The sequence below is a fragment of the Saccharopolyspora sp. ID03-671 genome, assembly GCF_045278815.1.
GTDB lineage: Bacteria > Actinomycetota > Actinomycetes > Mycobacteriales > Pseudonocardiaceae > Saccharopolyspora > Saccharopolyspora ipomoeae.
Window position 1 is genome coordinate 6,132,104 of the sequence record NZ_CP134054.1, and the last position, 24,936, is coordinate 6,157,039.

At 70.8% G+C, this 24,936-nt stretch carries 26 protein-coding genes and 1 pseudogene; 18 read left to right on the forward strand and 9 right to left on the reverse strand.

Annotation, left to right across the window (positions count from 1 at the left end; translation table 11 throughout):
- Window positions 1-27 precede the first annotated feature (27 nt).
- Together REH65_RS28470 and REH65_RS28475 are read left to right on the forward strand one after the other, a co-directional pair.
- Window positions 28-585, forward strand: a complete 558-nt coding sequence (locus REH65_RS28470; protein ID WP_281453471.1) for a TetR/AcrR family transcriptional regulator C-terminal domain-containing protein — start codon at window positions 28-30, stop codon at window positions 583-585.
- Between the two features lie 25 nt (window positions 586-610).
- Window positions 611-1,258, forward strand: coding sequence for a maleylpyruvate isomerase N-terminal domain-containing protein (locus tag REH65_RS28475; protein ID WP_406689844.1), 648 nt, complete (start codon window positions 611-613; stop codon window positions 1,256-1,258).
- Here REH65_RS28475 and REH65_RS28480 read toward each other — a convergent pair whose 3' ends face one another.
- Window positions 1,259-2,131, reverse strand: coding sequence for a MurR/RpiR family transcriptional regulator (locus REH65_RS28480; RefSeq protein WP_281453469.1), 873 nt, complete (start codon window positions 2,129-2,131; stop codon window positions 1,259-1,261).
- A gap of 125 nt (window positions 2,132-2,256) precedes the next feature.
- Between REH65_RS28480 and REH65_RS28485 the strand changes: the two genes are divergently transcribed.
- The 3 genes from REH65_RS28485 to REH65_RS28495 are packed head-to-tail and all read left to right on the forward strand — an operon-like array spanning window position 2,257 to window position 5,296.
- A complete protein-coding gene (locus tag REH65_RS28485) occupies window positions 2,257-3,636 on the forward strand; it encodes an MFS transporter (protein ID WP_406689845.1) in 1,380 nt (459 codons plus the stop codon).
- A complete protein-coding gene (locus REH65_RS28490; RefSeq protein ID WP_406689846.1) occupies window positions 3,633-4,091 on the forward strand; it encodes a GAF domain-containing protein in 459 nt (152 codons plus the stop codon). Before REH65_RS28485 ends, REH65_RS28490 begins: the two co-directional genes overlap by 4 nt.
- Complete coding sequence (locus REH65_RS28495; protein WP_406689847.1) at window positions 4,088-5,296, forward strand: amidohydrolase family protein; 1,209 nt, start codon at window positions 4,088-4,090, stop codon at window positions 5,294-5,296. Before REH65_RS28490 ends, REH65_RS28495 begins: the two co-directional genes overlap by 4 nt.
- 52 nt (window positions 5,297-5,348) lie before the next feature.
- On the opposite strand, the gene REH65_RS28500 is transcribed toward REH65_RS28495, so the two are convergent.
- The 3 genes from REH65_RS28500 to REH65_RS28510 all read right to left on the reverse strand — a co-directional run bounded on the left by REH65_RS28500 (window position 5,349) and on the right by REH65_RS28510 (window position 8,954).
- Window positions 5,349-6,638: an SLC13 family permease gene (locus REH65_RS28500; protein ID WP_406689848.1), complete on the reverse strand. Its 1,290-nt coding sequence runs from the start codon at window positions 6,636-6,638 to the stop codon at window positions 5,349-5,351.
- Between the two features lie 173 nt (window positions 6,639-6,811).
- Window positions 6,812-7,834: an LLM class flavin-dependent oxidoreductase gene (locus tag REH65_RS28505; RefSeq protein ID WP_406689849.1), complete on the reverse strand. Its 1,023-nt coding sequence runs from the start codon at window positions 7,832-7,834 to the stop codon at window positions 6,812-6,814.
- 7 nt (window positions 7,835-7,841) lie between these two features.
- Window positions 7,842-8,954, reverse strand: a complete 1,113-nt coding sequence (locus REH65_RS28510) for an acyltransferase family protein (RefSeq protein ID WP_406689850.1) — start codon at window positions 8,952-8,954, stop codon at window positions 7,842-7,844.
- A gap of 158 nt (window positions 8,955-9,112) precedes the next feature.
- Here REH65_RS28510 and REH65_RS28515 point away from each other — a divergent pair, with 158 nt between their 5' ends.
- The 4 genes from REH65_RS28515 (at window position 9,113) to REH65_RS28530 (ending at window position 10,999) form a co-directional block, all read left to right on the forward strand.
- Window positions 9,113-10,060: a HAMP domain-containing sensor histidine kinase gene (locus tag REH65_RS28515; RefSeq protein WP_406689851.1), complete on the forward strand. Its 948-nt coding sequence runs from the start codon at window positions 9,113-9,115 to the stop codon at window positions 10,058-10,060.
- Window positions 10,057-10,455 (forward strand): response regulator transcription factor, encoded by a 399-nt coding sequence (locus REH65_RS28520; protein ID WP_406689852.1) that lies wholly within the window; start codon window positions 10,057-10,059, stop codon window positions 10,453-10,455. The genes REH65_RS28515 and REH65_RS28520 overlap by 4 nt, the downstream gene beginning before the upstream one ends.
- The gene (locus REH65_RS28525; RefSeq protein ID WP_406689853.1) at window positions 10,452-10,709 is read left to right on the forward strand and encodes a response regulator transcription factor; all 258 of its coding nucleotides are present in this window, start codon (window positions 10,452-10,454) and stop codon (window positions 10,707-10,709) included. Before REH65_RS28520 ends, REH65_RS28525 begins: the two co-directional genes overlap by 4 nt.
- 167 nt (window positions 10,710-10,876) lie before the next feature.
- Window positions 10,877-10,999 (forward strand): hypothetical protein, encoded by a 123-nt coding sequence (locus REH65_RS28530; RefSeq protein WP_406689854.1) that lies wholly within the window; start codon window positions 10,877-10,879, stop codon window positions 10,997-10,999.
- A gap of 11 nt (window positions 11,000-11,010) precedes the next feature.
- On the opposite strand, the gene REH65_RS28535 is transcribed toward REH65_RS28530, so the two are convergent.
- Entirely contained in the window at window positions 11,011-11,964 is a 954-nt protein-coding gene (locus REH65_RS28535) for a helix-turn-helix transcriptional regulator (protein ID WP_406689855.1), read from the reverse strand.
- Between the two features lie 62 nt (window positions 11,965-12,026).
- Here REH65_RS28535 and REH65_RS28540 point away from each other — a divergent pair, with 62 nt between their 5' ends.
- The 3 genes from REH65_RS28540 (at window position 12,027) to REH65_RS28550 (ending at window position 14,512) form a co-directional block, all read left to right on the forward strand.
- On the forward strand, window positions 12,027-12,596 hold the full coding sequence (locus REH65_RS28540; RefSeq protein WP_406689856.1) for a DinB family protein: 570 nt from the start codon (window positions 12,027-12,029) through the stop codon (window positions 12,594-12,596).
- 4 nt (window positions 12,597-12,600) lie between these two features.
- Window positions 12,601-13,683, forward strand: coding sequence for a winged helix DNA-binding domain-containing protein (locus REH65_RS28545; protein ID WP_406689857.1), 1,083 nt, complete (start codon window positions 12,601-12,603; stop codon window positions 13,681-13,683).
- Window positions 13,684-13,795: 112 nt separating this feature from the next.
- On the forward strand, window positions 13,796-14,512 hold the full coding sequence (locus REH65_RS28550; RefSeq protein WP_406689858.1) for a hypothetical protein: 717 nt from the start codon (window positions 13,796-13,798) through the stop codon (window positions 14,510-14,512).
- Between the two features lie 28 nt (window positions 14,513-14,540).
- Here REH65_RS28550 and REH65_RS28555 read toward each other — a convergent pair whose 3' ends face one another.
- On the reverse strand, window positions 14,541-16,166 hold the full coding sequence (locus tag REH65_RS28555) for a DUF4241 domain-containing protein (protein ID WP_406689859.1): 1,626 nt from the start codon (window positions 16,164-16,166) through the stop codon (window positions 14,541-14,543).
- Window positions 16,167-16,378: 212 nt separating this feature from the next.
- Here REH65_RS28555 and REH65_RS28560 point away from each other — a divergent pair, with 212 nt between their 5' ends.
- Entirely contained in the window at window positions 16,379-16,549 is a 171-nt protein-coding gene (locus tag REH65_RS28560; RefSeq protein ID WP_406689860.1) for a hypothetical protein, read from the forward strand.
- 99 nt (window positions 16,550-16,648) lie between these two features.
- On the opposite strand, the gene REH65_RS28565 is transcribed toward REH65_RS28560, so the two are convergent.
- Entirely contained in the window at window positions 16,649-17,269 is a 621-nt protein-coding gene (locus tag REH65_RS28565) for a TetR/AcrR family transcriptional regulator (RefSeq protein WP_281453454.1), read from the reverse strand.
- 170 nt (window positions 17,270-17,439) lie between these two features.
- Here REH65_RS28565 and REH65_RS28570 point away from each other — a divergent pair.
- The 3 genes and pseudogenes from REH65_RS28570 to REH65_RS28580 all read left to right on the forward strand — a co-directional run.
- A pseudogene (locus REH65_RS28570) lies at window positions 17,440-17,829 on the forward strand (NAD(P)-binding protein); the annotation flags it as partial.
- Between the two features lie 128 nt (window positions 17,830-17,957).
- The gene (locus REH65_RS28575; RefSeq protein ID WP_406689861.1) at window positions 17,958-18,752 is read left to right on the forward strand and encodes a hypothetical protein; all 795 of its coding nucleotides are present in this window, start codon (window positions 17,958-17,960) and stop codon (window positions 18,750-18,752) included.
- Window positions 18,749-19,876: a serine hydrolase domain-containing protein gene (locus REH65_RS28580; protein WP_406689862.1), complete on the forward strand. Its 1,128-nt coding sequence runs from the start codon at window positions 18,749-18,751 to the stop codon at window positions 19,874-19,876. Before REH65_RS28575 ends, REH65_RS28580 begins: the two co-directional genes overlap by 4 nt.
- Before the next feature lie 48 nt (window positions 19,877-19,924).
- Here REH65_RS28580 and REH65_RS28585 read toward each other — a convergent pair whose 3' ends face one another.
- Window positions 19,925-20,884: a chitinase gene (locus REH65_RS28585; RefSeq protein WP_406689863.1), complete on the reverse strand. Its 960-nt coding sequence runs from the start codon at window positions 20,882-20,884 to the stop codon at window positions 19,925-19,927.
- Between the two features lie 23 nt (window positions 20,885-20,907).
- Entirely contained in the window at window positions 20,908-21,903 is a 996-nt protein-coding gene (locus tag REH65_RS28590) for a chitinase (RefSeq protein WP_406689864.1), read from the reverse strand.
- 585 nt (window positions 21,904-22,488) lie between these two features.
- Here REH65_RS28590 and REH65_RS28595 point away from each other — a divergent pair.
- Both REH65_RS28595 and REH65_RS28600 read left to right on the forward strand, forming a co-directional pair.
- On the forward strand, window positions 22,489-23,541 hold the full coding sequence (locus REH65_RS28595) for an NlpC/P60 family protein (RefSeq protein ID WP_281453449.1): 1,053 nt from the start codon (window positions 22,489-22,491) through the stop codon (window positions 23,539-23,541).
- A gap of 238 nt (window positions 23,542-23,779) precedes the next feature.
- Entirely contained in the window at window positions 23,780-24,817 is a 1,038-nt protein-coding gene (locus REH65_RS28600; RefSeq protein WP_406689865.1) for an NlpC/P60 family protein, read from the forward strand.
- Window positions 24,818-24,936 lie beyond the last annotated feature (119 nt).

Sequence of the window (24,936 nt, forward strand, 5' to 3'; positions counted from 1 at the left end):
GTCGATCGGTCAACGGGAGGTCTCCGAGTGCGCTACCACCGCAGCGACGTCGTGGAACGAGCCGTCGCGGTGCTCGACGAGTACGGGCTGGAATCGCTGACCATGCGCCGGCTCGCCTCCGAGCTCGGCGTCCAGCCCAGCGCGCTCTACCACCACGTCCCCAACAAGCAATCGCTGCTCGCGGCCGTGGCCGACGAGATCCTGCAGCGGGGCAGCAGACCGCGCAGCGCCGAGCGCTGGGACCGGCGGGTGATCGAGATCTGCGCCGAGCTGCGCGACGCGATGCTCGCCTACCGGGACGGAGCCGAGGTCGTCGTCACCGCCCACACCTTCGGGCTCGGCGCTCGGGAGCCGGCCGCCGCGCTGCGCTCCGCGCTCGCCGACGGCGGCCTGCCGGGCGAGCTGGTCGACATCGGCACCCGCGCGATCCTGCACCTGGTCTTCGGCCACACCGTCGAGGAGCAGACCGCGATGCAGGCCGCCAGCGCCGGCGCGATCGACCGGAACCCGGGCGGTGCGGCGGATTTCGAGCAGGGGCTGCAGCTGCTCCTCGACGGGTTGCGGGCCCGGGTGTCGGCCACCTGAGAGCCGGAGTGGTTACCGTGGCGGGATGGAGCTGTTCACCACGGCTTGGACGTCGCTGCGGGCGGTCGTCGCGGACCTCGCCGACGACGACCTGCTGCGGGCGTCCGGGTGCCGCGGCTGGCTGGTGCGAGACCTGGTGTGCCACCTGATCATCGACGCGCAGGACGTCCTGATCGCGCTGGCCACCCCGGCGGACTCCGAGCCGACCCGCAACGCCGTCACCTACTGGGATCTAGCGCCCGCCCAGCCCGGCGGTGATGACCCGCTCGACGCGCTGACGGTCCGGCTCGCCGCCGCCTACCACGAACCGCGGCTGCTGAAGTTCCACCTCGACGACGTCGGCTCGGCCGCGGGCCGGGCCGCGCGGCTCGCCGACCCGCGGGGTCGCATCAGCACCAAGGGCGAGGTCCTCACCGTCGCCGACTACCTCGACGCCTACGTGCTGGAGTGGACGCTGCACCACCTCGACCTGGTCGCGCACCTGCCGCACGTCCCGGGCCCGCCCGCCGAGACCCTCGCCGCGTCCCGGGACATGCTCGACCGGATCGTCGGAAACCCGTTCCCCGCGGAGTTCTCGGACGCCGACGCCCTGCTGGTGGGCACCGGCAGGCGCGCACCGTCCGAGTCCGAACTGGACGGACTGCCGGGCGGTGTGCCCCTCGTGCTCGGGTGATCAGTCGCGCCGCGGCGTGCGGTGCAGCAGGTGGAATCGCGACCACTGCGCCTCGGCGGCCTCGATGGAGCGGCGGGTGCGGTCCGGGTCCACCGTGGACAGCTGCGCCGCGATCGCCTGCGCCACCGCCAAACCCGGTGCCAGCGAGGGGAAGAACGCCACGCCCTCGGCCGGGATCAGCACCACCTGCTCGGCCGCCGCGGCCAGGGCGGGGCTGGCCGCGTCGGTGAGCGCGAAGACCCGCGCGCCCCGGTCGTGCGCCTCCTCGGCCGCGGTCACCGTGCTCTGGTAGAGCCGCCAGAAGCTGATCGCGATCACCACGTCGCCCGGTTCGATCCGCGACACCGCGTTGGCCAGCTCGGCGTCGTCGTGCACGACGGTCGCGGCGTAGCCCGCCAGCTGGACGTTGTGCCCGAGCGCCGTCCCGACCGAGACGTAGCTGCCGTTGGCCACGATCAGGGTGCGCCGCGCCTGCGCGATCGCCTCGGCGACGGTGCGCAGCAGCTGCTCGTCGAGGCGGCGGTTGAGCACCGCCAGCGATTCCAGGTCACGGCGCAGCGACGCCCCGCCTAGCTCGCCCTCGGTCCGCTGCGCGGCGGCCACGTCCGGTGCGCTCAGCGAGGACAGGTAGCGGGCCCGCAACTCCTGCTGCAGGTCGGACCAGCCGGTGAAGCCCAGCGCCTGCGCGGTCCGGCTGACCGTGGCGACGTTGACGCCGGCCAGCTCGGCGGCCTCGGCGGCGGAGCTGTACGAGACCCGTCGCGGCTGGGTGAGCAGGACCTGCAGCACGGACGAGCCCTTGCTGCGCAACCCGCGCTCGGGCACGCGCCCGCGCAGCCACGCCTCGAACCCGTCGGGCTCGCCGTCGGTCACTGGGGCTCCTCTCGTCGCGCACAGCTTAACGAGCTCACAACGCAACAGGTATTGCAGTTTGCAATAACTGCACTATATGTTGCTGTGCACTTTCGCTCGGTGCTGCGACACATTGGAGGCACCCCGTGTCCCTGCTGGCCCGACTCGACCGGCTCCCGCTGAGCCGGCCGCACTACCTGCTGCTGTTGCTCGGCGGCCTCGGCTACACCTTCGACGGGATGGACTCGGCCGTCGTCGCCTTCCTGCTGCCGAGCGTCCAGGACGAATGGGGGCTGACGAACGCGCAGCTCGGCCTGATCGGCTCCGCGACGCCCTTCGGCTTCCTGTTCGGTGCCACCTGCGCCGGACTGCTCGGCGACCGCATCGGTCGCAAGAAGGTCATGATGTGGGCCCTGGCGGTCTACGCCCTGTTCTCAGTGGTCGGGGCGCTCTCGCCGAACTACGAGATCTTCCTCGGCGCCCGCGTGCTCGCCGGGTTCGGCGCCGGGGCCGAGAGCGCGATCATCGCGCCCTTCCTGTCCGAGTTCGTGCCCGCCGCCCGACGCGGCTGGTTCGTCGGTGCCCTGGCCGGGTTCTTCTCCTTCGGCTTCGTGGCCGCCGCGCTGCTCGGCCGCTTCGTCGTGCAACCGGTGCCCGAGGGCTGGCGCTGGGCTCAGGTGATCACCGCGCTGCCGATCGTGCTGCTGCTGTGGTGGCGCCGCTCGCTGCCCGAATCACCCCGCTACCTGCTGGCCAACGGACGCGCGGCCGAAGCCGAGGAGATCGTGGTCGGCCTGGAGGCGAAGGTCCGGGCGGCCACCCGCGCCGAACTGCCGCCGATCCCGGAGGCCGCCGTCGAGAAGCCGGCCGAGACCCGCAAGATCGGGCTGCTGTCCGCGCTGAAGTACCTGTGGAGCGGCTCGATGGCGCGGCGCACCGCGATCACCTGGCTGATCTGGTTCGTGATCACCTTCTCCTACTACGGGTTCTTCACCTGGATCCCGACGTTGCTGGTGCAGCAGGGCATCACGGTCACCAAGAGCTTCGAGTTCTCGATCATCATCTACCTGGCGCAGGTGCCCGGGTACTTCTCGGCGGCGTGGCTCGGCGAGTACCTGGACCGCAAGAACACCATCGCGCTCTACCTCGCCGGAGCCGCCGCCAGCGCGTTCTGGATGAGCCAGATGACCGATCCGGTGCTGATCACGACCTCGGCGGCGGTGCTGTCGTTCTTCCTCAACGGCACCTACGCGGCCGTCTACTCCTACACCCCGGAGGTGTTCCCGACCTGGATCCGGGCCTCGGGAACGGGGCTGTCCAGCGCGTTCGGGCGGGTCGGCAGCATCATCGCGCCCTCGGTGATCGGCCTGTCGGCCGCCTCGCTGGGCTTCGCGGGCGTGTTCGGCCTGACCACCGCCGTGCTCGCGGTCGGCGTGGTGTGCACCCTGCTGTTCGGGCTCTCCACCGCGGGCCGGTCGCTGGAGGACCTCACCGAGACCGGCGGAGCGGAGGCGGTGACCCGATGAGGCTGTCCGAAGTGGAAGAACGCGTCCGGCGGGACGTCGGGGCCCGGTTGTTCACGGTGCTGGCCTGGCTGCCCGGTCGCCGCGTGCTGCACCGCGCGCACAGCAGCCACCCCGAGCAGTACCCGGTCGGCGGCGAGAAGAGCGTCGAGGTCGCCGCCGACTGGCTGGAGCGCTGCATCGTCGCGCGAGAGCCCTACTTCGGCCCGGACGAGGCCTCGGTGCGGGAGGTCTTCGCCGATCACCGGCTCATCGCCGAACTCGGCTGCGGCTCGGTGATCAACGCCCCGGTGGTGGGGCCGTCCGGCGCGCTCGGCGTGCTCAACCTGCTCGACGCGCCCGGCGCCTACCAGCGGTCCCAGGTGACGCGCGTGGAAGAGCTCGCTTCGCTGGCCGTGCCCGCGCTGAGCGAACTCGTGCACCGCATCGACGAACCCGAGGAGGAATCGACCCCGTGACCATCCTGCTGCTGCGCTCCGGCGCGCTGCTCGACGTCGAGACCGGTGAGTACGCCGAAGGCGACGTGCTGTGCGCCGACGGCCGCATCGTCGAGAAGGGCCCCGGTCTCCAGGCGCCGGACGGCGCGCGCGTCGTCGAGCTCGGCGGGGCCACCGTGCTGCCCGGCCTGATCGACGCCCACGTGCACGTCACCGCCGCCACCGCCGACCTCGGGGCGCTCACCACCTGGTCGCCGTCCTACGCGACGGCGCACTCCGCGCGGATCATGAGCGGGATGCTCGACCGCGGGTTCACCACGGTGCGCGACGCCTCCGGTGCCGACTTCGGGCTCGCCGACGCCCAGGCCGAAGGGCTCCTCCGCGGGCCGCGACTCGCCTTCTGCGGCAAGGCGTTGAGCCAGACCGGGGGGCACGGCGACAGCCGCCCGCGCGGCACCCGCCTGCACGACGGGCACCAGTGCTGCGCCGGGCTCGGCCGCATCGCCGACGGCGTCGACGCGGTGCGCGCCGCCGCCCGCGACGAGCTCCGCAAGGGCGCCCACCACATCAAGGTGATGGCCGGGGGAGGGGTCGCCTCGCCGACCGACCGGATCGACTCCACCCAGTACTCGATGGACGAACTGCAGGCCATCGTGCAGGAAGCCGAGGCCGCCAACCGCTACGTGGCCGCGCACGCCTACACGGCCCGCTCGGTCAGCCGGTCGCTGCGCGCCGGGATCCGCTCCATCGAGCACGGCAACCTCATCGACGAGTCCAACGTGGCCGAGTTCGTCGAGCACGACGCGTTCCTGGTGCCGACGCTGGTGACCTACTGGGCTCTCAAGTCCGAGGGGCGCGAGTACGGGCTGCCCGAGGACAGCTGGCGCAAGGTCGACGAGGTGCTCGGGGCCGGGCTCGCCGCGCTGGAGACGGCCCACCGGGGCGGCGTGAAGATCGTCTACGGCACCGACCTGCTCGGCGGGATGCACCGACACCAGAACGAGGAGTTCCGGATCCGCAGCGAGGTCCAGGAACCGCTGGAGGTGATCCGCTCGGCGACCAGCACCGCCGCCGAACTGCTCGGCATGAGCGGCGAGATCGGCACCCTCCGGGAGGGAGCGCGCGCCGACCTCGTGGTCTGCGACGGCGACCCGCTGGGCGACATCTCCGCGCTGGCCGACCCGAAGCGCATCCGCCACGTCGTCCAGGACGGCGACCTGGTCTGAGGTCGCGAACGGGGTGCGTCGCCGTCGAGCGACGCACCCCGTTGCGCTGCGCTCACCCGAAGTTGGGCAGCACCAGCAGGATCCAGAGCACCAGCGGCGCCGCCGCCACGATGACCCCGCCGTAGACGAGCAGTTGCCGGAAGAAGGCGTCCTTGTCCACGTCCTTGGCGTTGGCCAGGACGATCGCGCCGTTGGTGGAGAAGGGGCTCACGTCGACCACGGTGGCCGCCACCGCGAATGCCGTGATCATCCCGATCGGCCCGACGCTGCCGGTCTGCAGGAACGGCACCGCCAGCGGGATGAGGGCGCCCATGATGCCCACCGAGGAGGCGAACGCCGACACGATCGCGCCGATGTAGCACAGCAGCAGCGCCGCCAGCAGCGGAACGCCGATGCCTGCCACGGAATGACCGACGTAGTCGATCGTGCCCATCTTCTCCAGCACGCCGACGTAGGTGAGCACACCGCAGATCAGCAACACGGTCGGCCAGGCGACCTCGCTCGGCGCGGCCTTGCCCATCTTCGGCGAGAGCACGCTGAGCACAACCGCGATGCTCATCGCCATCAGACCGACGTCGAGGCCGAAGCCGAGCGTGGTGACCACCAGGACGCCCAGGCCGGTCAGCGTCAGCAGCCGGTCCCGGTTGAGCTTGAGCTCCTCGACCCGGTCGTCGTCGGAGGGGTCCGCGCCGGTGCCGCCCGACCCGGTGGCGATGAGCTGCCGGGCTTCGGTGGCGCGGCGCAGCCGCAACCCGCCGAAGACCACGAACACCACGCCCGCGATCACCGCGTTGGCGGCGAAGCTGCCCAGGAACAGCACGACCGGACTGCCCGGCAGGCCGCTGTTGGCCACGACCTCGTTGACGATGCTGCCGTAGATGCTGATCGGGGAGAACCCGCCGGCCTGCGTGCCGTGCACGACCATCGCGCCCATCAGCAGCGGGTTGATCTTGTAGCGGGCGGCGAGGTTCAGCGCGATCGGCGCCACGATCGCCACCGCGGCCGGGCTGACCGCGCCGATCGCGGTGAGCACGGCGCCGATGCCGAACATCACCCACGGGATCAGGGCGATCCGGCCTCCGACCAGGCGGACCGCGCGTTGCACGACCCAGTCGGTCGTGCCGTTGGCCCGGGCTATCGCGAACAGGAACGTCACGCCCACCAGGACCACGAACAGGTCCCCGGGGAAGCCGTCGAAGATGTCGTCTTCGGACAGCCCGCCGAACACCGTGGCGACCAGGAACGCGGCTGCGAAGCACAGCACGCCCATGTTCACCGACAGCGTGGTGGCGATGACGAACGCGGCGACCAGCACCAGGATCGAGATGACTTCGGGCGGCACCTTTGCCTCCTTGCCTGCGCGGGCCCGCGCGCCACAAGGGGGTGTGGCGCGCGGCACAGTGGCTCACTGGCTCAGCCACTTTCCGTGAATCGCGCGGCGAAGTCAATACCGAACTGGTCGACTGGCTCAGCCAGTTCCGGCTCACCGGCCGCGAGGCCGGGGCGCTCGGCGGATCAGCGCCAGCCGAGCTCCGGGGCCACGTGGCGGAGGATGCTGTCGATGACGTGGGCGTTGTAGTCCACGCCCAGCTGGTTGGGGACGGTGAGCAGCAGGGTGTCGGCCGCGGCGATCGCCTCGTCCTCGGCCAGCTGCTTGACCAGGACGTCCGGCTCGGCCGCGTAGGACCGGCCGAAGACGGCCCGGGTGTGGGCGTCGATGTTGCCGATCTTGTCCTCGGTGTTGTCCTCGTCCCCGAAGTACATGTCGTCGAGGTCGTTGACGATGGCGAAGATGCTGCGGCTGACCGACACGCGCGGTTCGCGCGCGTGCCCCTCGGCGCGCCAGGCCTCCCGGTACGCCTCGATCTGCTTGCGCTGCTGGACGTGCAGCGGCTCACCGCTCTCGTCGTCCTTGAGGGTCGAGCTCTGCAGGTTCATCCCGAGCTTGGCCGCCCACCGCGCCGTGGCGTTGGAACCAGACCCCCACCAGATGCGGTCGCGCAGGCCCGGCGAGTGCGGCTCGACGCGCAGCAGACCGGGCGGGTTCGGGAACATCGGCCGCGGGTTGGGCTGGGCGAATCCGCCTCCCTTGAGGACCTCCATGAGCACCTCGGTGTGGGTGCGCGCCATGTCGGCGTCGGATTGGCCCTCCGGGGGCTGGTAGCCGAAGTAGCGCCAGCCGTCGACGACCTGCTCCGGCGATCCACGGCTGATCCCCAGCTGCAGCCTGCCGTCGGAGATGAGGTCCGCCGACCCCGCGTCCTCGGCCATGTAGAGCGGGTTCTCGTAGCGCATGTCGATCACGCCGGTGCCGATCTCGATCCGGCTGGTCCGCGCCCCGATCGCCGCCAGCAGCGGGAACGGCGAGCCGTACTGCCGCGCGAAGTGGTGCACGCGGAAGTAGGCGCCGTCGGCGCCGAGCTCTTCGGCGGCCACCGACAGGTCGATGGCCTGGTGCAGGGCGTCGGAGGCCGTCCGCGTCTGCGAGTGCGGCGAGTCCGACCAGTGCCCGAAGGACAGGAACCCGATCTTTTTCACAGTGGGTTCAACGCCGGCCGCTGGGATTTGTTTCCCGGGTGTGAGCCGGACCGCGCTGGGTGAAGGGCCGCATCAGCAGCTTGTGCGCGGGCGTCTCCACCGCACGGGTGAGCGCCCAGCCCAGCAGGGTGCCGGTGGCCAGCATCGCCACCGTCTGCGTGATGGTGTCCACGCCCACGTCCTGCAGCTTGCGCAGCACGATGTAGCCGATGGCCTGGTGCATCAGGAACGTGCCGTACGAGATGCCGGCGAACCAGCTCACCGCGCGGCGCGCCAGCGGCGGCATCGGCATGTCCGGGGAGCGCGCGACCAGCGCGATCAGGCACATGCCGATGGCGACCGCGACCGAGGACCCGGTGTCGGCGAGCAGCCCCTCGGGGGTGCGCGTGTAGTTGTGCACCTCCTGGGCCACCATGCACAGCCCCAGCAGGGTCGCGAAGTGCGGTGTGCTCAGGCGCTTGACCGACCACATCCAGATCGCCACACCGGCGACGAAGAGGTGCCAGCGGTGCATGCCGATGCCGTCGACCACCACTCGGTAGCTCTCGACCGGGTCGTTGATGCGGATCGGCCACTGCAGCAGCGGCAGGACCACCGCGACCCACATGATGATCAGCATTCGCCTGCCGTGACCCCAGCTGCTCTTGTAGAGCAGCGCTGCGGCGGTGAAGCCCATCAGCTGCAGCGGAACCGTCCAGTGCGAGCCGTCGATGAACGGGTAGTACTGCGGTTTCCAGTGCCACAGCATCAGCAGGTTCGCCCGCAGGTCCTCGGGCAGCGGGAAGAACCAGCCCTCGATCGGGAACGCCCGCAGCACGAAGTAGCTGATCACCACCGCCGCCAGGAACGAGGGCAGCAGCCGGGCGATCCGGCCCCACCAGTAGCGCAGCATCGTGCCGCGGCCGATCGTCACGCAGGCGAAGTAGGCGGAGACGACCAGCAGCATGCTGGCGCCGACCTGGTAGGGGAACTCGAAGGCGCGCGGTTCCAGCTCGGGGTGGAGGAAGACGCTCAGGCTGGTGGAGTGGTACAGCATCACCAGCATCACGCAGCCGGCCCGAACCAGATCCCAGCTGATCTTCCGGCTGCTCTTGGGCCCGCCGGATCCGGCTGTTGTCACGCTTGTTGCTCTTCCTCTGCCGCAGTTACCGGGCCCAGCCTCACCCACGCAGGCGGATTTCTCCATCGGGGTTGACACCCATTCCGCGCGCCCACCCACCCGTATGGGTGTTCGAACTGCGCCCGGTGGTCGAATGAGGGGATTCGGGAGGTGCGGACGTGTCCTTGTTCTGGCGGGTGTTCCTGCTCAACGCCGCAGTGTTCACCGCTGCGACTGCGCTGCTGGTGCTCAGCCCGGCCACGGTGTCCACGCCCGTGCTGCCCGCCGAGGGCCTGATCCTGGTCGCCGGGTTGGCCGCGATGCTCGTGGCCAACGCGCTGCTCCTGCGCATCGGGTTCCTGCCGCTGCGGCGGCTGACCCGCGCGATGACCACCATCGACCTGCTGCGGCCGGGTTCGCGCCCGCCGGTGTCCGGGCACGGCGGGATCGCGGACCTGATCAAGGCGTTCAACGCGATGCTCGACCGGCTGGAGATCGAGCGCGCCACCAGCAACGCCCGGGCCCTGTCGGCGCAGGAGGCCGAACGGCGGCGCATCGCCCGCGAGCTCCACGACGAGGTCGGGCAGAGCCTGACCGCGGTGCTGCTGGAGATGCGGAGGGTGTCCGACGACGCGCCGGAGGCCGTGGCCACCGCTCTGCACCAGGTGCAGGAGACCACCCGCGACAGCCTCGACGAGATCCGCCGCATCGCCCGGCGGCTGCGCCCCGGGGTGCTGGAGGAGCTGGGCCTGGCCAGCGCGCTCAAGTCGCTGGCAGGCGAGGTCGGCGGCGGTGTGGCGCGCTGCCGGATCGACGGCGAGCTGCCCGAGCTCGGCGAGGAGGTCGAGCTCGTCATCTACCGGGTGGCGCAGGAGAGCATCACCAACGCCGTCCGGCACGCCGCGGCCACCCGCATCGACCTGAGCGTCCGCGTCGGTCAGTCCGTCGTGCGACTGCGGGTGCGCGACGACGGGGTGGGCATCGGTGACGCCCCGGAGGGCGCGGGCATCCGCGGAATGCGGGAGCGCGCGCTGCTCGCCGGCGCGCTGCTCGCGGTCGAGCCCGGTCCGGAGGGCGGAACGGAAGTGCGGCTCGACGTGCCGATCCAGGACGGGGGCGGGCGATGACCGACCCCACGCGGATCCTGCTCGCCGACGACCACGTGCTGGTCCGGCGCGGGGTCCGGCTCATCCTCGACAACGAACCCGACCTCACCGTCGTCGCCGAGGCCGGCGACGGGGCCGAGGCGGTCGAGCTCGCCCGGACCCGGCACCCGGACCTGGCGATCCTCGACATCGCGATGCCGCGGCTGACCGGGCTGCAGGCGGCACGCCAGTTGATCCGGCTGCAACCGGACCTGCGGGTGCTGATCCTGACGATGTACGACAACGAGCAGTACCTGTTCGAGGCGCTCAAGTCCGGCGCCTCCGGGTACGTGCTGAAGTCCGTCGCCGACCGCGACCTGTGGAGGCCTGCCGCGCGGCGATGCGCGGCGAGCCGTTCCTGTACCCGGGCGCCGTGACCGCGCTGATCCGCAACTACCTCGACCGCGCGGGGCAGGGCGAGGCGGTCCCGGACCGGGCCATCACCGATCGGGAGGAGGAGATCCTGAAGCTGGTCGCCGAAGGGCACTCCTCGAAGGAGATCGCCGATCTGCTCGTCATCAGCATCAAGACCGTCGAGCGCCACCGCTCCAACCTCATGGCGAAGCTGGGCATGAAGGACCGGTTGGAGCTCACCCGCTACGCGATCCGGGCCGGACTCATCGAACCCTGAGGACGCGCCTCCCGGCGTCCGGTCGGCGCGCGTCGGTCCGAATTGGTCAACGTCGCTCCCTCGTCCGGGTCAAGCCGCGCCGAAGTGCCGCGGCGCGGACGGCGGTTCCGTGATCATGCGATATCACCGAGCATGAAATCTCGCCTCCCCGAAGGAGTTCGGACATCGTGACGACGCGACCGAAGATCCTGGCCGTCTACTTCCTGATGGCCTGCCGGTTCGGAGCAGCGGCGGGCAAGTCCGCCGTGCGCCTCCCCAGCGGAAGCAAGGTGACGCGGTCCGCTGGGTGAAAGAGCGTCACTCATCGCGTGTTCGGTTCATCTGACGCGGCTTTCGCGTAGCGCTCGGCGAGTTGCGCGCAGGCGGTCCTGAGCTCTGCGGGGCCGATCACCTCCACGTCCGCGTCGTACTTGCCGAGCTCGGCGGCCAGCGAACGCCAGGACCACGAGCCCAGGGTGAGTCGGCACCGGTTCTGCGCCAGCTCCTCGACGACGCCGTCGTAGGTGTAGCGCGACACCGTGGCCGCAGGCAGGTCGAGGACGACAGTTCCTTGGCACGGCCAGGTTTCGGCGCCCTGGAATCGACCGCGGACGAACGCCGTCACGTCCCCGCCCGGGAGTGATCGCGGACCGAAGCGCGGTCCGGTCGGGGTGCGCGGCGTGATGCGATCGGCGCGGAAGATCCGCCAGTCGTCGCGGTCGAGGTCCCAGGCGACCAGGTACCAGCGCCCGCCCCAGGTGATCAGGTGGTGCGGGTGCGTCCGGCGTGGAGCGTCGGAGCCGCTGTAGTCGAAGCGCAGTTCCTCGCGCGCGTGCACCGCGCCGCTGAGCGCCATCAGCACCTCGCTGTCGACCCGGTGCGCCGTGCTGCGCTCCACAGCGGTCACCTGCAGCGAGTCGATCCGGTGCCGCAGCCGGGACGGCATCACCTGGCGCACCGTGGTCAGCGCGCGGGTCGCGGCCTCCTCGATGCCCGCACCCGCGGTGGTCGCGATGCGCAGCGCGATGGCCAGCGCGACCGCCTGCTCGTCGTCGAACAGCAGCGGCGGCAGGTTGCTGCCCGCCTCCAGGCGGTACCCGCCGTCGGGGCCCTTGACCGTCGAGATCGGATAGCCCAGCTCGCGCAACCGGTCGATGTCCCGGCGCACCGTGCGATCGCTGACCTCCAGGCGTTCGGCCAGCAGCGAACCGGGCCAGTCCCGTCGTGCCTGGAGCAGGGACAGCAGCGCGAGAAGCCGGGCTGAAGTGGTCGGCATGAACCCCATCGTGCACCCGGTAGCGGACACATCCTGACCGCTACCGGTGCCATCCTTCCGTTATGACCACTGCTGAGAAAGCCCTCGAAATCGAAAAGCGCGATCTGCTCGCCGAGCTGGCCACCGCGCGCGAACAGGTGCTCACCACCGTGCGCGGCCTCACCGACGAACAGCTGGGCGAACGCCCGACCCGCAGCGGGTTGTGCCTGGGCGGCATCGTCAAGCACGTCGCCAGCACCGAGGAGGCGTGGATGCGGTTCGTGCTGGAAGGCCAGTCCGCCATGTCCTTCTCCCTGCCCGACGGCGTCACCTGGGCCGACATCGAGGCCGGCACCGCGCGGGAGTACCCGCAGTGGATGACCGATCGGCTCAACGACTTCCAGATGCTTCCCGGCGACACCCTCGACGGGATCGCGGAGCGCTACGAGCAGGTGGCCGCCCGCACCGAGGAGGTCGTCACCGCGCTGCCCGACCTGCTGATCGAGCACGCGGTGCCGGAAGCGCCCTGGAACGAGCCCGGCACGGTGCTCAGCGCTCGGCGGGTGCTGCTGCACGTGATCTCCGAGACCGCCCAGCACGCGGGGCACGCGGACATCATCCGCGAGTCGATCGACGGCCGGACCACCACCTGAGCGCGTGGTGGTTCTCGACGACCGGGCGCTCAACCGCGCGAGCCTGGCCCGGCAACTGCTGCTCGAACCCGCCGAACTCGCGCCGCACGACGCCGTCGCACACCTGTGCGGCCTGCAGGCGCAGGAACCGCAGGAGCCCTTCGTCGGCCTCTGGTCCCGGCTGCGCGCCTTCGACCCGGCGGAGCTCTCGGAGCTGCTGACCGAGAGGCGGGTGGTGCGGACGCACCTGATGCGCCGCACCATCCACCTGCTGACCGCCCAGGACGTGCTGGCCTGGCGAACGCGCCACGAGGCGATGCTGCTGCAGCGGGTCCTCGGGGTCTACCGCCGCGAGCTGGCGGGGGTAGACCTCGACGAGCTCGCGTCGGCGGGCCGGGAGGTGCTGGCCGGAGGCGAGCCGCAGTCGATGGCCGACCTGGGCCGGGCGGTGGCCTCGCGCTGGCCCGGAACCAGCTCTCGCGCTCTGGGGGAGACGCTGGTCGGAGCGTTGATCCCGGTGGCCCAGCTGCCCCCGCGCGGACTGTGGCGGACCGGTGGAGCGGCGCGCTACCTGCCGATCTCGACCTGGCTGGGCCACGAGGTCGAGCCGGAGTCCCCGGGTGACGAGGCCGGGCGGGAACTCGTGCGTCGCTACCTCGCGGCGTTCGGCCCCGCCGCCACCGCCGACATCCGCGCCTGGTCGGGTCTGGCGGGCCTGCCCGGTGCCGTCAAGGCGGTGCGCGAGGAACTCGTGTCGTTCCGGGACGAGCGCGGTCGCGAGCTGCTGGACCTGCCCGACGCGCCGCGTCCGGACCCGGACGTGCCCGCGCCCGTGCGGTTCCTGCCGGCCTTCGACAACGCGGTCCTCGGGTACCACGACCGCAGCCGCGTCATCGACGACGAGCACCGCGGGTTGTCGGTGGCCGGCGAGCGCGTCGTCCTGGTGGACGGGCGCGTCGCCGGAACCTGGCGGTGCGCGGACGGGACGGTGAGCATCGCGCCGTTGCACCGGCTCTCCCGCCGCGACCGGACCGAGGTGCTCGAACGGGGTGGTGCGCTGGCGTCGTTCCTGTCGGACGGGAACAGCGACCGAGCCCGCGTCGAGTAGGCATCAACGCCGGGCTCGACCTCGGCGCGTCCGGCGGGCCCGGTTCCGCGCTGACCGGCGACGCGCCGTGATGTGGTGGCGATTCGATCAATCGGTGTGCACAGTGAAGGGCATGGTGTTCCGCGTACCCGCGCCCTCTGACGTCCTCGGACTCGCGAAGTCCACCGTGAGCTGGGCGACCCAATCGGCCACCGCCGTGGCCACCGCTCCGACCCGCGTCCTCGGGCTCCTCGGTGAGGCGGAGCAGCTCGTCGGCCGCATCTCCGCGGTCGTCGACCAGGTCGAGGACCTGGTGCAGCGCGCCAACGGCACCGTCGCGGACGCTCAGGACACGATCCAGGACGCCCGGGCGGTGGCCGTCGCGGCGGCGCCGATCGTCTCCGACGCCGGTCGCGTCTCGTCGATGGCCGAAGCGGTGGTCGGGCGCGCGAGCGGGGTGTGCGACGACGCGGCCAAGACCGTGGACCAGGCGCGGCGCACCTCCGCCGACGCCGACGAGCTGCTCGCGGTCTACGCGCCGACGGCGAAGAAGGCCGCGCCGCTGCTGGACCGGTTCGTCGACGAGCTCTCCGACTCCGAGGTCGACGCGGCGATCCGCCTGGTCGACGAGCTCCCGCAGCTCACCGAGCACGTCCTGTCCGACATCCTGCCGATCCTGCGCACGCTCGACAGGGTCGGCCCGGAGATCCACGAACTCCTGGAGGTCACCTACGACGTCCGCCGGGCGATCGCCGGCATCCCCGGCTTCCAGTTCTTCCGACGCCGCGGGGAGGACAAGGTCGGCGACGAGGAGGACGGGAAGCCCCAGGCCGTGACGGCGGGGAGCTGATCACCGGCGGAATCGCGGGAGCGTCCGGTCAGTTCCGGGCTCGCTCGGCCGGAACGGCCTCACCCGTCGGCACCGCCGGAACCGCCGCGGTCATCTCGGTGGCAAGCGACGACGACAACGGCTGGAGGGGCTGAACCGGTGTCGCCGCCGTCGCGGCGATGGCCGAGGTGAACTCCGTCCCCGGTGCGGTGTGAACGCTCCAGACCACGACGTCGTCGGCGTTGCGCAGCTCGACACCGTCGTCGCCGACCGTGAGCGCGGCGCCCGGGTTGCCCTCGGTTCCGGTGGACCACACGATCCGGCCGCGCCGGTCGTAGAGGACGAGGTCGCCGCTGTCCAGCAGCTTGCAACGGCCGGTCCCGCGGAACTGGGTGTCGGACGCCCAGAGCGCGCCGCGGCCCTCGTTGCTGTAGAGCACCAGGTTCCCGTCGTCCTGGTGGGTCAGCGTGTGACGACCGGACGCCGAGGTCAGCGACTGGCGGCCGAGGGTCTGGCCGGGCAGCATCCGGTCACCGATCGCGGCCGGGCCCGAGGGCACGACCGAGGCGCTCCCGGTGGACCAGACGGTCTCGCCGTCGACGTCGGTGATGACGACGTCGCCGTCGTCGCGCACCGCGAGCGCGGCTGCCGGTCGGGTCGCCCCGCTGCGCCAGATCCGCCTGCCCTGCGGGGAGAACAGGGTGAGCCCGTCGGTCTCGCGCAGCGCGCAGAACGCGGTGTCGGCGCCGCAGGTGTCCGAGGCCCACCACGCGCGCAGCGACTCGTTGTCGTAGAGCACGACGTTGCCGTCGTCCTGGTGCACCAGCGAGAAGCGGCCGTTCGGCGAGGTGAGGGACTCGCGGCGCAGCGTCTGCCCGAGGCGCATCTCGTGACCGGTGGCGAAGTCGGCCAGTGCGTAGTCGCCCAGAACCGAACCGTTCAGCGCCGCATTGTTCAACGCCGGGCCGTTCAGCGCGCAGTGCGCGGTCTCGTCCGGACCGGTGCCGCCGTCGTCGGGCGCGTCGTCCTCGTCGCCGTCGTCGGTGAGGATGAAGAAGTCCGTGACGAAGCAGGTGATCTCACCGTCGGCGTTGCGGCCGACCCAGGTCGGGTAGTGCCCGTCGCCTCCGCCGGAGGAGCACACGACGACGATCGTGCGGTCCTCGTCGTCGGTGAGCTTGCCGACGCCGGTGAAGTCGCGTTCCTCCAGGCATTCCAGGACGCGGTCGATGTACTCCTCGTCGTCGCAGTGCGCGAGGTTGCCCGCGTCGACGAAACCGCCGGTGCCGCCGTCGACGGGGTAGCCGAAGAACGAGTCGCCGTCCAGCGTCGTCGGGTCCTGCCCGGCGACCACGGCCATCTCCCAGGACGCGGTCGGTTCGTCGCGGACCTGGATCTTGATCGCGGCCACCGCCTGGTACCAGCTCGGCTGGTCGGCCTCGCCGAACCGGGCCTCGGCCAGCACCACCGGGTAGGTGCCGGGCGGGACGTCCTGGACGAACGCCCCGTCCTCGGCCGAGCCGAACATGAACGGCTCACCGGCGCAGACCTTGCCCGAGGGCATCCACAGCGAGGTCTCCTGGTGCAACCGGACGGTGGCGCCGTCGCCGTCGGACAGCGCGTGGCGGGAACCGTCGACGAAGATCTGGTCGAAGTCGGGGGCGGGGATCGGCATGGGGGCTCTTCCGTTGAGCGGTCGGGTCGTTGTGAACACGTGGCGGGGGCCGCCTTCGGTTCTGAGCACCTCGCCGTCGGACCCGGCGGTCGCCGCGCGGACCCGGTGGATCCGCGCGGCGACCGCAGAGGGCCTCCGGTCCCGCTTTCCCACTCTGCAGTTGTCAAACAGCAAGCCACGCGGGCATGTTGGGTCAACCGGCCCGGAGGTCGGTGCGGTGTCATGCGATCAGCGGCGGTGGGCCGCGCGAGAGCGACAGGCGGATCGTCGATTCCTGGTGCGGTGCGGTCTTCGTCGTGATCACCGGCGTGCTCGATCCGCCCACTGTGGACGTTCGGCGGGGTGCGGACCTGGGGTTCTTCGCCTTCGAACTCATGTACTAAATGATGCCCAACTCCATTCGAAAATGCGAGCGAATGGGCATCGCCGGATGGGGTGGTCCAGGCGATCACTCTGCGAAACGAATTGATGTGAAATACTTTTCAGTCGACCTCGGTCGAGTGGTGGTGCTCGGGTGGTAGCAACGCCGGGTACCAGATGTCGGTCAACGTCACCGCGGGATCGGTGTCACCGGTGTCCAACGTGCCCTGCACGGCCCAGCGGGTGAAGAACCGCTCCAGCTGGGTCACCAGGAGTCCGACCCGCAGCCGCGCCTCCTCGGAGCGGGCCTCGCCCCACCGCTCGAGGTAGCGCGGCATCGCCGCCGGCAGCTCCGCGACCGCCTCGGTCGCGATCGGCCGGAACGAGGGTTCCAGGGCCACCGCCTCGTCCCACACCGGCAGGATGTCCCGGTTGCGCTCGAACCAGGCCACCGCGCGGCGCAGCCACTCGGCGAACTCGGCGCGCGAGCCGGTGGCCAGCACCTCGTCCAGGTCGGCGTAGACCGAGACCGCGCGCTGCTGCACCGTTTCGGCGCCGATCCGCCGCAGCACGTCCGGCTTCCCGCTGAAGTGCAGGTAGAACGTCGCGCGGCTGCAACCGACCTCGGTGGTGATGTCGTCGACGGTGACCGCCGCGTAGCCGCGCTCGACGAACAGCCGTCGGGCGGCGGTCAGCAGGGCGCCGCGGGTTCGCTGCTTCTGCTGCTGCCGGAGGGTCGTCACCGGGCCGACCCTACCGCCCACTCACTAGACATTGCGTCAGCGAAATGGCAGAGTCGATCGACGATCGCCCCGCCGCCGGGGTCTTCCGGGACCGCTCCGCGCGGGGTCGATCGGAAGCGCTCGCGCGCCGGGGCGCGATCAGCGATCGCATCGCGACGAGGAGGTTGTCGATGGGTTCGGATCCGGTGGTCTGCATCATCGGGGCCGGGTGCTCCGGCTTCACCACCGCCAAGCGGCTGCGCGACGCGGGGATCCGCTACGACTGCTTCGAGGAATCCGACGACGTCGGCGGCAACTGGTACTTCGACAACCCCAACGGCCGGTCCGCCTGCTACGAGTCCCTGCACATCGACACCTCGACCACCCGCCTGCAGTTCGAGGACTTCCCGGCCGCCGGGGACTGGCCGGACTTCCCGCACCACACGCTGATCCACCGGTACTTCCGCGACTACGTCGAGCACTTCGGCCTGCGCGAGACCATCACCTTCAACACCCGCGTGGAGCACGCCGGGCGCACCGCCGACGGGCGCTGGCGAGTCCGGTTGAGCAGCGGGGAGACCCGCGAGTACGACGCGCTGGTGGTCGCCAACGGGCATCACTGGAACCCGCGCACCCCGCAGTACCCGGCGAGTTCCGCGGGACGACCCTGCACAGCCACTCCTACCGCAGCCCGTTCTCGCCGGTGGACATGCGCGGCAAGCGGGTCGTGGTGGTGGGCATGGGCAACTCGGCGCTGGACATCGCCTCGGAGCTCTCGCACCGCTCCATCGCCGAGCACGTGTGGGTCTCGGCGCGCCGGGGCGTGTGGGTGCTGCCGAAGTACCGCGGCGGCAAGCCCGCCGACAAGCTGATGATGCCGCCCTGGATGCCCAAACCGCTGGCGCTCCGCCTGGCGCGCAAGGCCATTCGCAGCAACGTCGGCGCCATGAGCGACTACGGCCTGCCCGAACCCGACCACGAGCCGCTGTCCGCGCACCCCTCGGTGAGCATCGACTTCCTCGCCAAGGCCGGGTCCGGCGATTTGACCTGCGTTCCCGCGATCAGCAGGCTCGACGGCGACGAGGTCGAGTGCTCCGACGGCACGCGGATCGCGGCCGACGTCATCGTGTTCGCCACCGGGTACGCGATGAGCTTCCCGTTCTTCGACGACGACGCCCTGCAGCCGGACGTCGATCACCGGTTCCCGCTGTACAAGCGCATCCTCAAGCCGGGCATCGACAACCTCTACTTCGCCGGGCTCGCGCAGGCCTCGCCGACGATCGTCAACCTCGCCGAGCAGCAGAGCAAGCTCATCGCCGCGCACCTCACCGGCGAGTACCGGTTGCCCGAGCCGGAGCGGATGCGGCGGATCATGGCGCAGGACGAGCGCAAGCACCTGGGCCAGTACTACGACGCGCCGCGGCATACCATCCAGCTCGACTTCGCCCGATACGTCCGCGATCTGCACCGCGAGATCGCCGCAGGCAGGAAGCGAGCCCGATGATGAACGGGACCCCGATGATGAACGGGCACTGCGCACCCCGGTTCGCGCCGCTGCGGGACCTGCTGGAACGCCGGCTGGCCGACGGCGACGAGCGCGGCGCGTCGCTGTGCGTGATCCAGGACGGCGAGACCGTCGTGGACCTGTGGGCCGGGGAGGCCTCCGAGGGCGTGCCGTGGGAGGCCGACACGCTGGTCAACACGTTCTCGGTGACCAAGACGATGCTCGCGCTGGTGGCGCTGTCGCTGGCCGATTCCGGCGAGCTGGACCTGGACGCGCCGGTGGCGCGCTACTGGCCGGAGTTCGCCGAGAAGGGCAAGTCCGGGGTGCTGGTCCGGCACGTTCTCGGGCACACCAGCGGACTTCCGGGCTGGGACGCGACGATGACCGTCGAGGACCTCTACGACACGCGCCGGGCGGCCGCGCTGCTGGCCGCGCAGAAGCCGTGGTTCGCGCCGGGGGACGGGTCCGGCTACCAGGCGATCAGCCACGGCCACCTGCTCGGCGAACTCGTGCTGCGGGCCACCGGGAGCACCGCCGGGGAGCTGCTGCGCACCCGCTTCGCCGAGCCGCTGGAGGCCGATTACTGGCTCGGCGCACCGGAATCGGTGGACGCCCGGGTCGCGCGGCTCAAGTCGCCGCCGCACGCGCCGGAGCTGGGGGAGTTCGGGCAGCGGGCGCTGCTCAACCCGGTGCTGTCGATGAAGGTGACGACCACGCGGGAGTTCCTGGGCGCCGAGCTCGGCGGGTTCAACGGCCAGGGCAACGCGCGCTCGGTGGCCCGGATGCAGTCGCCGATCTCGCACGGTGGCGAGATCGGGGGCAGGCGTTACCTGTCGCCGCAGGTCATCGAGCGGATCTTCGAGGTCCAGTCCGATTCCCGCGACCGGGTCCTGGGGCACCGCATCCCGTTCGGGATGGGTTACGCGCTGCCGACGCCGGAGCTGATGCCCACGCCGTCCGGGCGGATCTGCTGGTGGGTCGGGCACGGCGGCGCCGTGGTGGTCAACGACCTCGACCGCCGGACGACCCTGGCGTACGCGATGAACAAGATGGCGGCCGAACTCGTCGGAGCGGCCAAGACCCGCGACTACGTGCGCACGACCTACGAGTGCCTGGAGTCCTGAGCGCGATGCCGGCGCTCCCGAGCGGGAACGCCGGCACCGCGGTCGGCATCAGGCGCCGAAGCCCTTGAAGATCGTGGTGAACTCGAAGGGCTGCTGCTCGATGCTGCTGCAGGTCGGGGACACCGCGCCGCCCGGGCAGTCACCGTTGTCGCGGCCGGCCGACCAGAAGGACAGCAGGCCGATCTTGTTGGTGTTGGCCCAGTCCAGCAGCTGACGCGCGTGGTCCTGGGTGAAGATGTTGCCGTTGAAGTTGCGGCCGATCATCGGCGTCACGCCCAGCCGCGCCCTGAGATCGGCGTCGCTGAGGTCCGGCCAGATCTCCTTCATCTGGCGCAGGGTGCTCTCGGCGGCGGCGATCACCGCGTCGCCCCACGGCTTCTGGGAACCGAACTCCATGGTCATCGGGTTGACCAGGACGTCGACGCCGTGCGCGGCGGCGCTCTGCAGCACCTGCACCGAGTAGGGGTCCAGGCCGGTTTCGTCGGCCTGCACGCGCAGCGTGTAGCTGACCTTGGTGCCGCGCTCGGCCTGCAGCTTGGCCAGCGCCTCGTTGACGAGGTCCTGCGGGATGTTGGCCTCGACGTCGACGTCGAGGTGGTTGGCGCCGGTCGCGTCGAGGATCGCCTTGTAGGCGTTGAGCAGCTCGTCCGCGCTGCCGCAGACGCTCTCCAGGTAGGGGCCCATCGCGCCGCCGGTGGCGACGATGACGTCGCCGCCCTGCGCCCGCAGCTCGTCGATCTGGCCCTTGATGGCCGGGTCGTCGACGGGCCGCTCACCGCCCCACATCGGGGTGCAGCCCGCGGCGCTGCCGAGGACGAAGGCCAGCGTGAAGTGCTGCTGCCCGGTGGCCTCGGCGACCTCGGCGAGGGTGGGCTTCTCCTGCATCACGTCGATGTAGGGCGCGGTCTTGATCTCGGCGGGGGCCGGGGCTTCCCGGGCGAGGGCGGAACCCGCGGCCAGCGGCAGCATCGAACCGGCGACCAGGGCGGTCACGATCTTCCGGGACATTCGCATGGTGATCCTCCAGGGCGTCACTGGAACTCGGCGATGATCTTGGTGAACTCGTAGGGCTGCTGCTCGACGCTGCTGCACTTGCCGTCGGCCCAGCCGCCGGGTTCGGTGCAGACGCGGTCGCGGTTGAGCGCCCAGTAGGAGAGGCGGCCGATCTGCTTCTGCTGGGCGTAGTCCAGCAGCGCGCGGAAGGTGTCCGGGGTGAACAGCTCGGACGGCTGGTCGGTGTGGCCGTTCATGAGGATCACGCCGGTGCGCGCGTAGGCCGCGGCGTCGTCGAACTCGGGGTGGATCTGGCGCAGCTGCTGGTGGAAGGCCTCGGCGACGGAGATGGCGCTGTTGGCCATGTCCTGGCCGGGCCCGCCGTAGTCGAAGTCCATGATCTTGAACAGGTCGATCTCGGCACCCATGTCCTTGGCGCGCTGGATCTCGGCCTTGCCGGCCTCGTTGAGGCCGACGGTGGTCATCGGCAGCGTGAGGGTGACGTGCAGGTCGGGGTTGCGCTCCTTGAGGATCTTGATGGCCTCGAAGCGCTTGGTCTCGTTGGGCACGTCGCCGAGGTCGTCGCCCTCGATGTCGAGGTCGATGTGGTTCAGCTCGTACTTGTCGATCACCTGCTGGTAGGCGCCGGCGAGCGCGGGGGCGTCGGCGCAGGCGGTGGCCAGCTCGATGCCGTTGTAGCCGCCGAAGGACACCGACAGGTTGCCGCCCGCGGCGCGCACCGCGTCGGCCTTGGCCTTCACGGCGGTGTCGGTGGCGATCTCCTGGCCGGGCTTGCCGTCCCAGGTGGGCGTGCAGGAGTCGGTGGACGGGGCCAGGGCGAAGGCGAAGATGTAGTCCTTCTGCCCGCTGGACTCGATCGCCTCGGCGATGTCCTGCGGGTTGTTGTCCAGCGGCATGTAGTAGGGGGCCGCCTTGAGCTCGCCCGGCGCGGCCTGCGCGGTCAGGGCGCCCGCGATCGGCAGCATCAGCAGACCGGCCGCGAGCGCGGCCCATCGGATCGGTTTCCTCGTCACAGGGGTCTCCCCTCAGGACGACCCGGCGTGCGGCTTCGGGTCGTGAATCGATCCGGAACGCGGCGCGCTCGGCCCCGGAGAACGGTCGGTGGAATTTGCGATAGCGCGGCAGAACGTATGGTCCGGCCTGTGCGGTGTCAATGGGTCTAGACCAGATTGGCGAAACTCCGAAACGGAGATCGTCGAGGTAGGGGCGTCGAAACCGGCTGCGGGAGGAGGTGATTCGGCTGGTCACCGCAATTTGGATCGCGAATTCGCGCCATTGCCGGACCGGCCGGGATCGCATTCTCGAGAAAGTGGCAAAATCCCAGTCGAACTCGTTTCTTCCCGGTTGGGGCGACGTCGAAAGGCCCTTCCCGCGAAGTCGTCGCGCGGGCGCCCGGCGTTAGCCGAACCGGACGGTGCCGAAGATCACGTTCCCGGACGAGTCCGAAAGCCGCGCGGAAATGCCCGTTCTCGGCCGGATTCGACGCCGGGTTTCGCCGCTGCCAACCTGTTTCAGCGTCGTTGTCCGCTTTCTCCCGCGCTGCGGCCGCGTTCTACGGTGCCGTCACCTCGCGGTCTGCAGGAGGAGTGAACGAGGCCATGACGCACTACGCCAAGCACACGCCGAAGCGCACGGCGCTGGTGGCCGCCGCCGCGCTGTCGACCGTGACGCTGTCGACCCTGCTGGGCGCCGCCCCGGCCGGCGCCCAGCCCGACCAGGCGGGGTCGGCCTCCGAAGCGGCCCAGAAGCTGCGGGACCTGTCGCGGCAGGCCGAGGAGGTCACCGAGCAGTACAAGAAGGCGCAGGACGACCACGAGGCCAAGCGCCGCGACCTCGACCGGTTCAACGCCGAAGCGCAGCAGGCCGACCAGGTGGCCGCCGGGGCCCGGGCGCAGGAGGAACAGCTGCGCGGCCAGGTCGACCGGCTCAGCAGGGCCTCCTACAAGGGCTCCCGGATGAACTCCATCGCGGCGATCCTCAACGCCGAGAGCCCTGACGCGTTCCTGGACCGCGCTTCGACGCTGGACCTCATGTCGCAGCACAACAGCCGGTCGGTACACGCCTTCTCGGACGCCACGCACCGCGCCGAGAGCGCGCAGCAGCAGGCCCACGCGGCCCGCGCCGGAGCCGAGCGGGCCGAGGCCGACGCCGCCCGGCTGGAAGGCGACATCGCCGCGCGCAAGAAGGACATGGACGCCCAGGTCTCCAAGGTCAAGGAGACCTACGAGGAGCTCAGCGACTCCGACAAGGACGCGCTGTCCGGCGTGAAGAGCAAGGTCGGCGCGCTGCTCGGGTCCGGCGTGGCGATCAAGGCGGTCAACGCGGCGCTGAGCAAGCAGGGCTCGCCGTACGTCTTCGGCGCCAAGGGGCCCAGCTCGTTCGACTGCTCCGGTCTGGTGCAGTGGGCCTACAAGCAGGCGGGGGTGTCCCTGCCCGCCTCGACGCAGTCGCAGGTGTCCGTCGGGACGAAGGTGTCGCAGTCGCAGATGAAGCCCGGCGACCTCATCTTCTTCTACTCCTCGGCCAGCCACGTCGGCATCTACATCGGCAACGGGAAGATGGTGCACGCGCCCACCGAGGGCCAGGACGTCATGGTCGAGCAGGTCAAGTACATGGGCGAGGTGCACAGCGTCCGTCGCGTCGCGGGCTGATCGCGGGTCCGTCGAGGGCACGTCGTCGCAGCTCCGCCCGGTGTTAGCCGGATCGGGCGGTGCGAAGGATCACGATCGGTGGACGGTCGGAAGGGTCTCGTCCACTTGGCTCGTTCGAGGTCGTTCTCGCAGCGCACGGGTTCGTCGGGGGGATGTGGCCGGTTCGGGCTTCCGGTTGAGCGGGGATCTAGGGTGACCGCCCACTGCCGCAACCCCGCTCGAAGGAGTGAACGGCCCCATGCCGAACCCGCACCACGTCCCCAAGCGCACCGCGCTGCTGGCGGTCGCTGCCGTCTCCACCGCGATGCTCGGAGGTGCCCCGGCGGCGGTGGCCGAGCCCCAGTCCGGCGAGGCGTCGCAGGCCGCGCAGAAGCTGCGCGAGCTGTCCCGCCAGGCCGAGGTCCTCACCGAGGACTACAAGAAGGCGCAGGACGATCACGCGGCCAAGCGCCGCGACCTCGACCGGTTCAACGCCGAGGCGCAGCAGGCCGACAAGGTCGCCGCTGGGGCGCACGCGCAGGAGGAGCAGTTGCGCGGCCAGGTCGACCGTCTCAGCGAGGCCTCCTACAAGGGGGCGCGGATGAACTCCATCGGCGCCATCCTGGAGAGCGAGACCCCGGACGCGTTCCTGGACCGGGCGGCCGCGCTCGACCTGATGGCCCAGCACAACAACGAGGCCGTGCACGCCTTCGCCGACGCCACGCACCGGGCCGAGAGCGCGCAGCAGCAGGCTCACGCGGCCCGCGCCGGAGCCGAGCGGGCCGAGGCCGACGCCGCCCGGCTGGAAGGCGACATCGCCGCGCGCAAGAAGGACATGGACACCCAGGTCGCCGAGGTCAAGGAGAAGTACGAGGAGCTCAGCGAGCAGGACAAGGACGCGCTGTCCGGCGTGACCAGCGCCGTCGGCCAGCTCGCCGGCTCGGGTGCGGCGATCAAGGCGGTCAACGCGGCCCTGAGCAAGCAGGGCTCGCCGTACGTCTTCGGCGCCAAGGGGCCGTCGGAGTTCGACTGCTCGGGCCTCGTGCAGTGGGCCTACAAGCAGGCCGGTGTGGACCTGCCGAGCTCCACGCGCTCCCAGGTCTCGGCGGGGCGGTCGGTGTCGCAGTCGGAGATGAAGCCCGGCGACATCATCTTCTTCTACAGCTCCGCCAGCCACGACGGCATCTACATCGGCAACGGCAAGATGGTGCACGCGCCCACCGAGGGCCAGGACGTCACGGTCGAAGAGGTCAAGTACATGGGCGAGGTGCACTCGGTGCGCCGCGTCGCGGGCTGAGCCCGCTGCGCGTCTCGGGTGGTGTTGCGGCCGTTCGTCACCGGATCGAAACCTCCTCCGCTACAGTGTGTGCTGCTCTGATCACTCCACGGCAGATTCGAGGTCCCCATCCCGCGTGA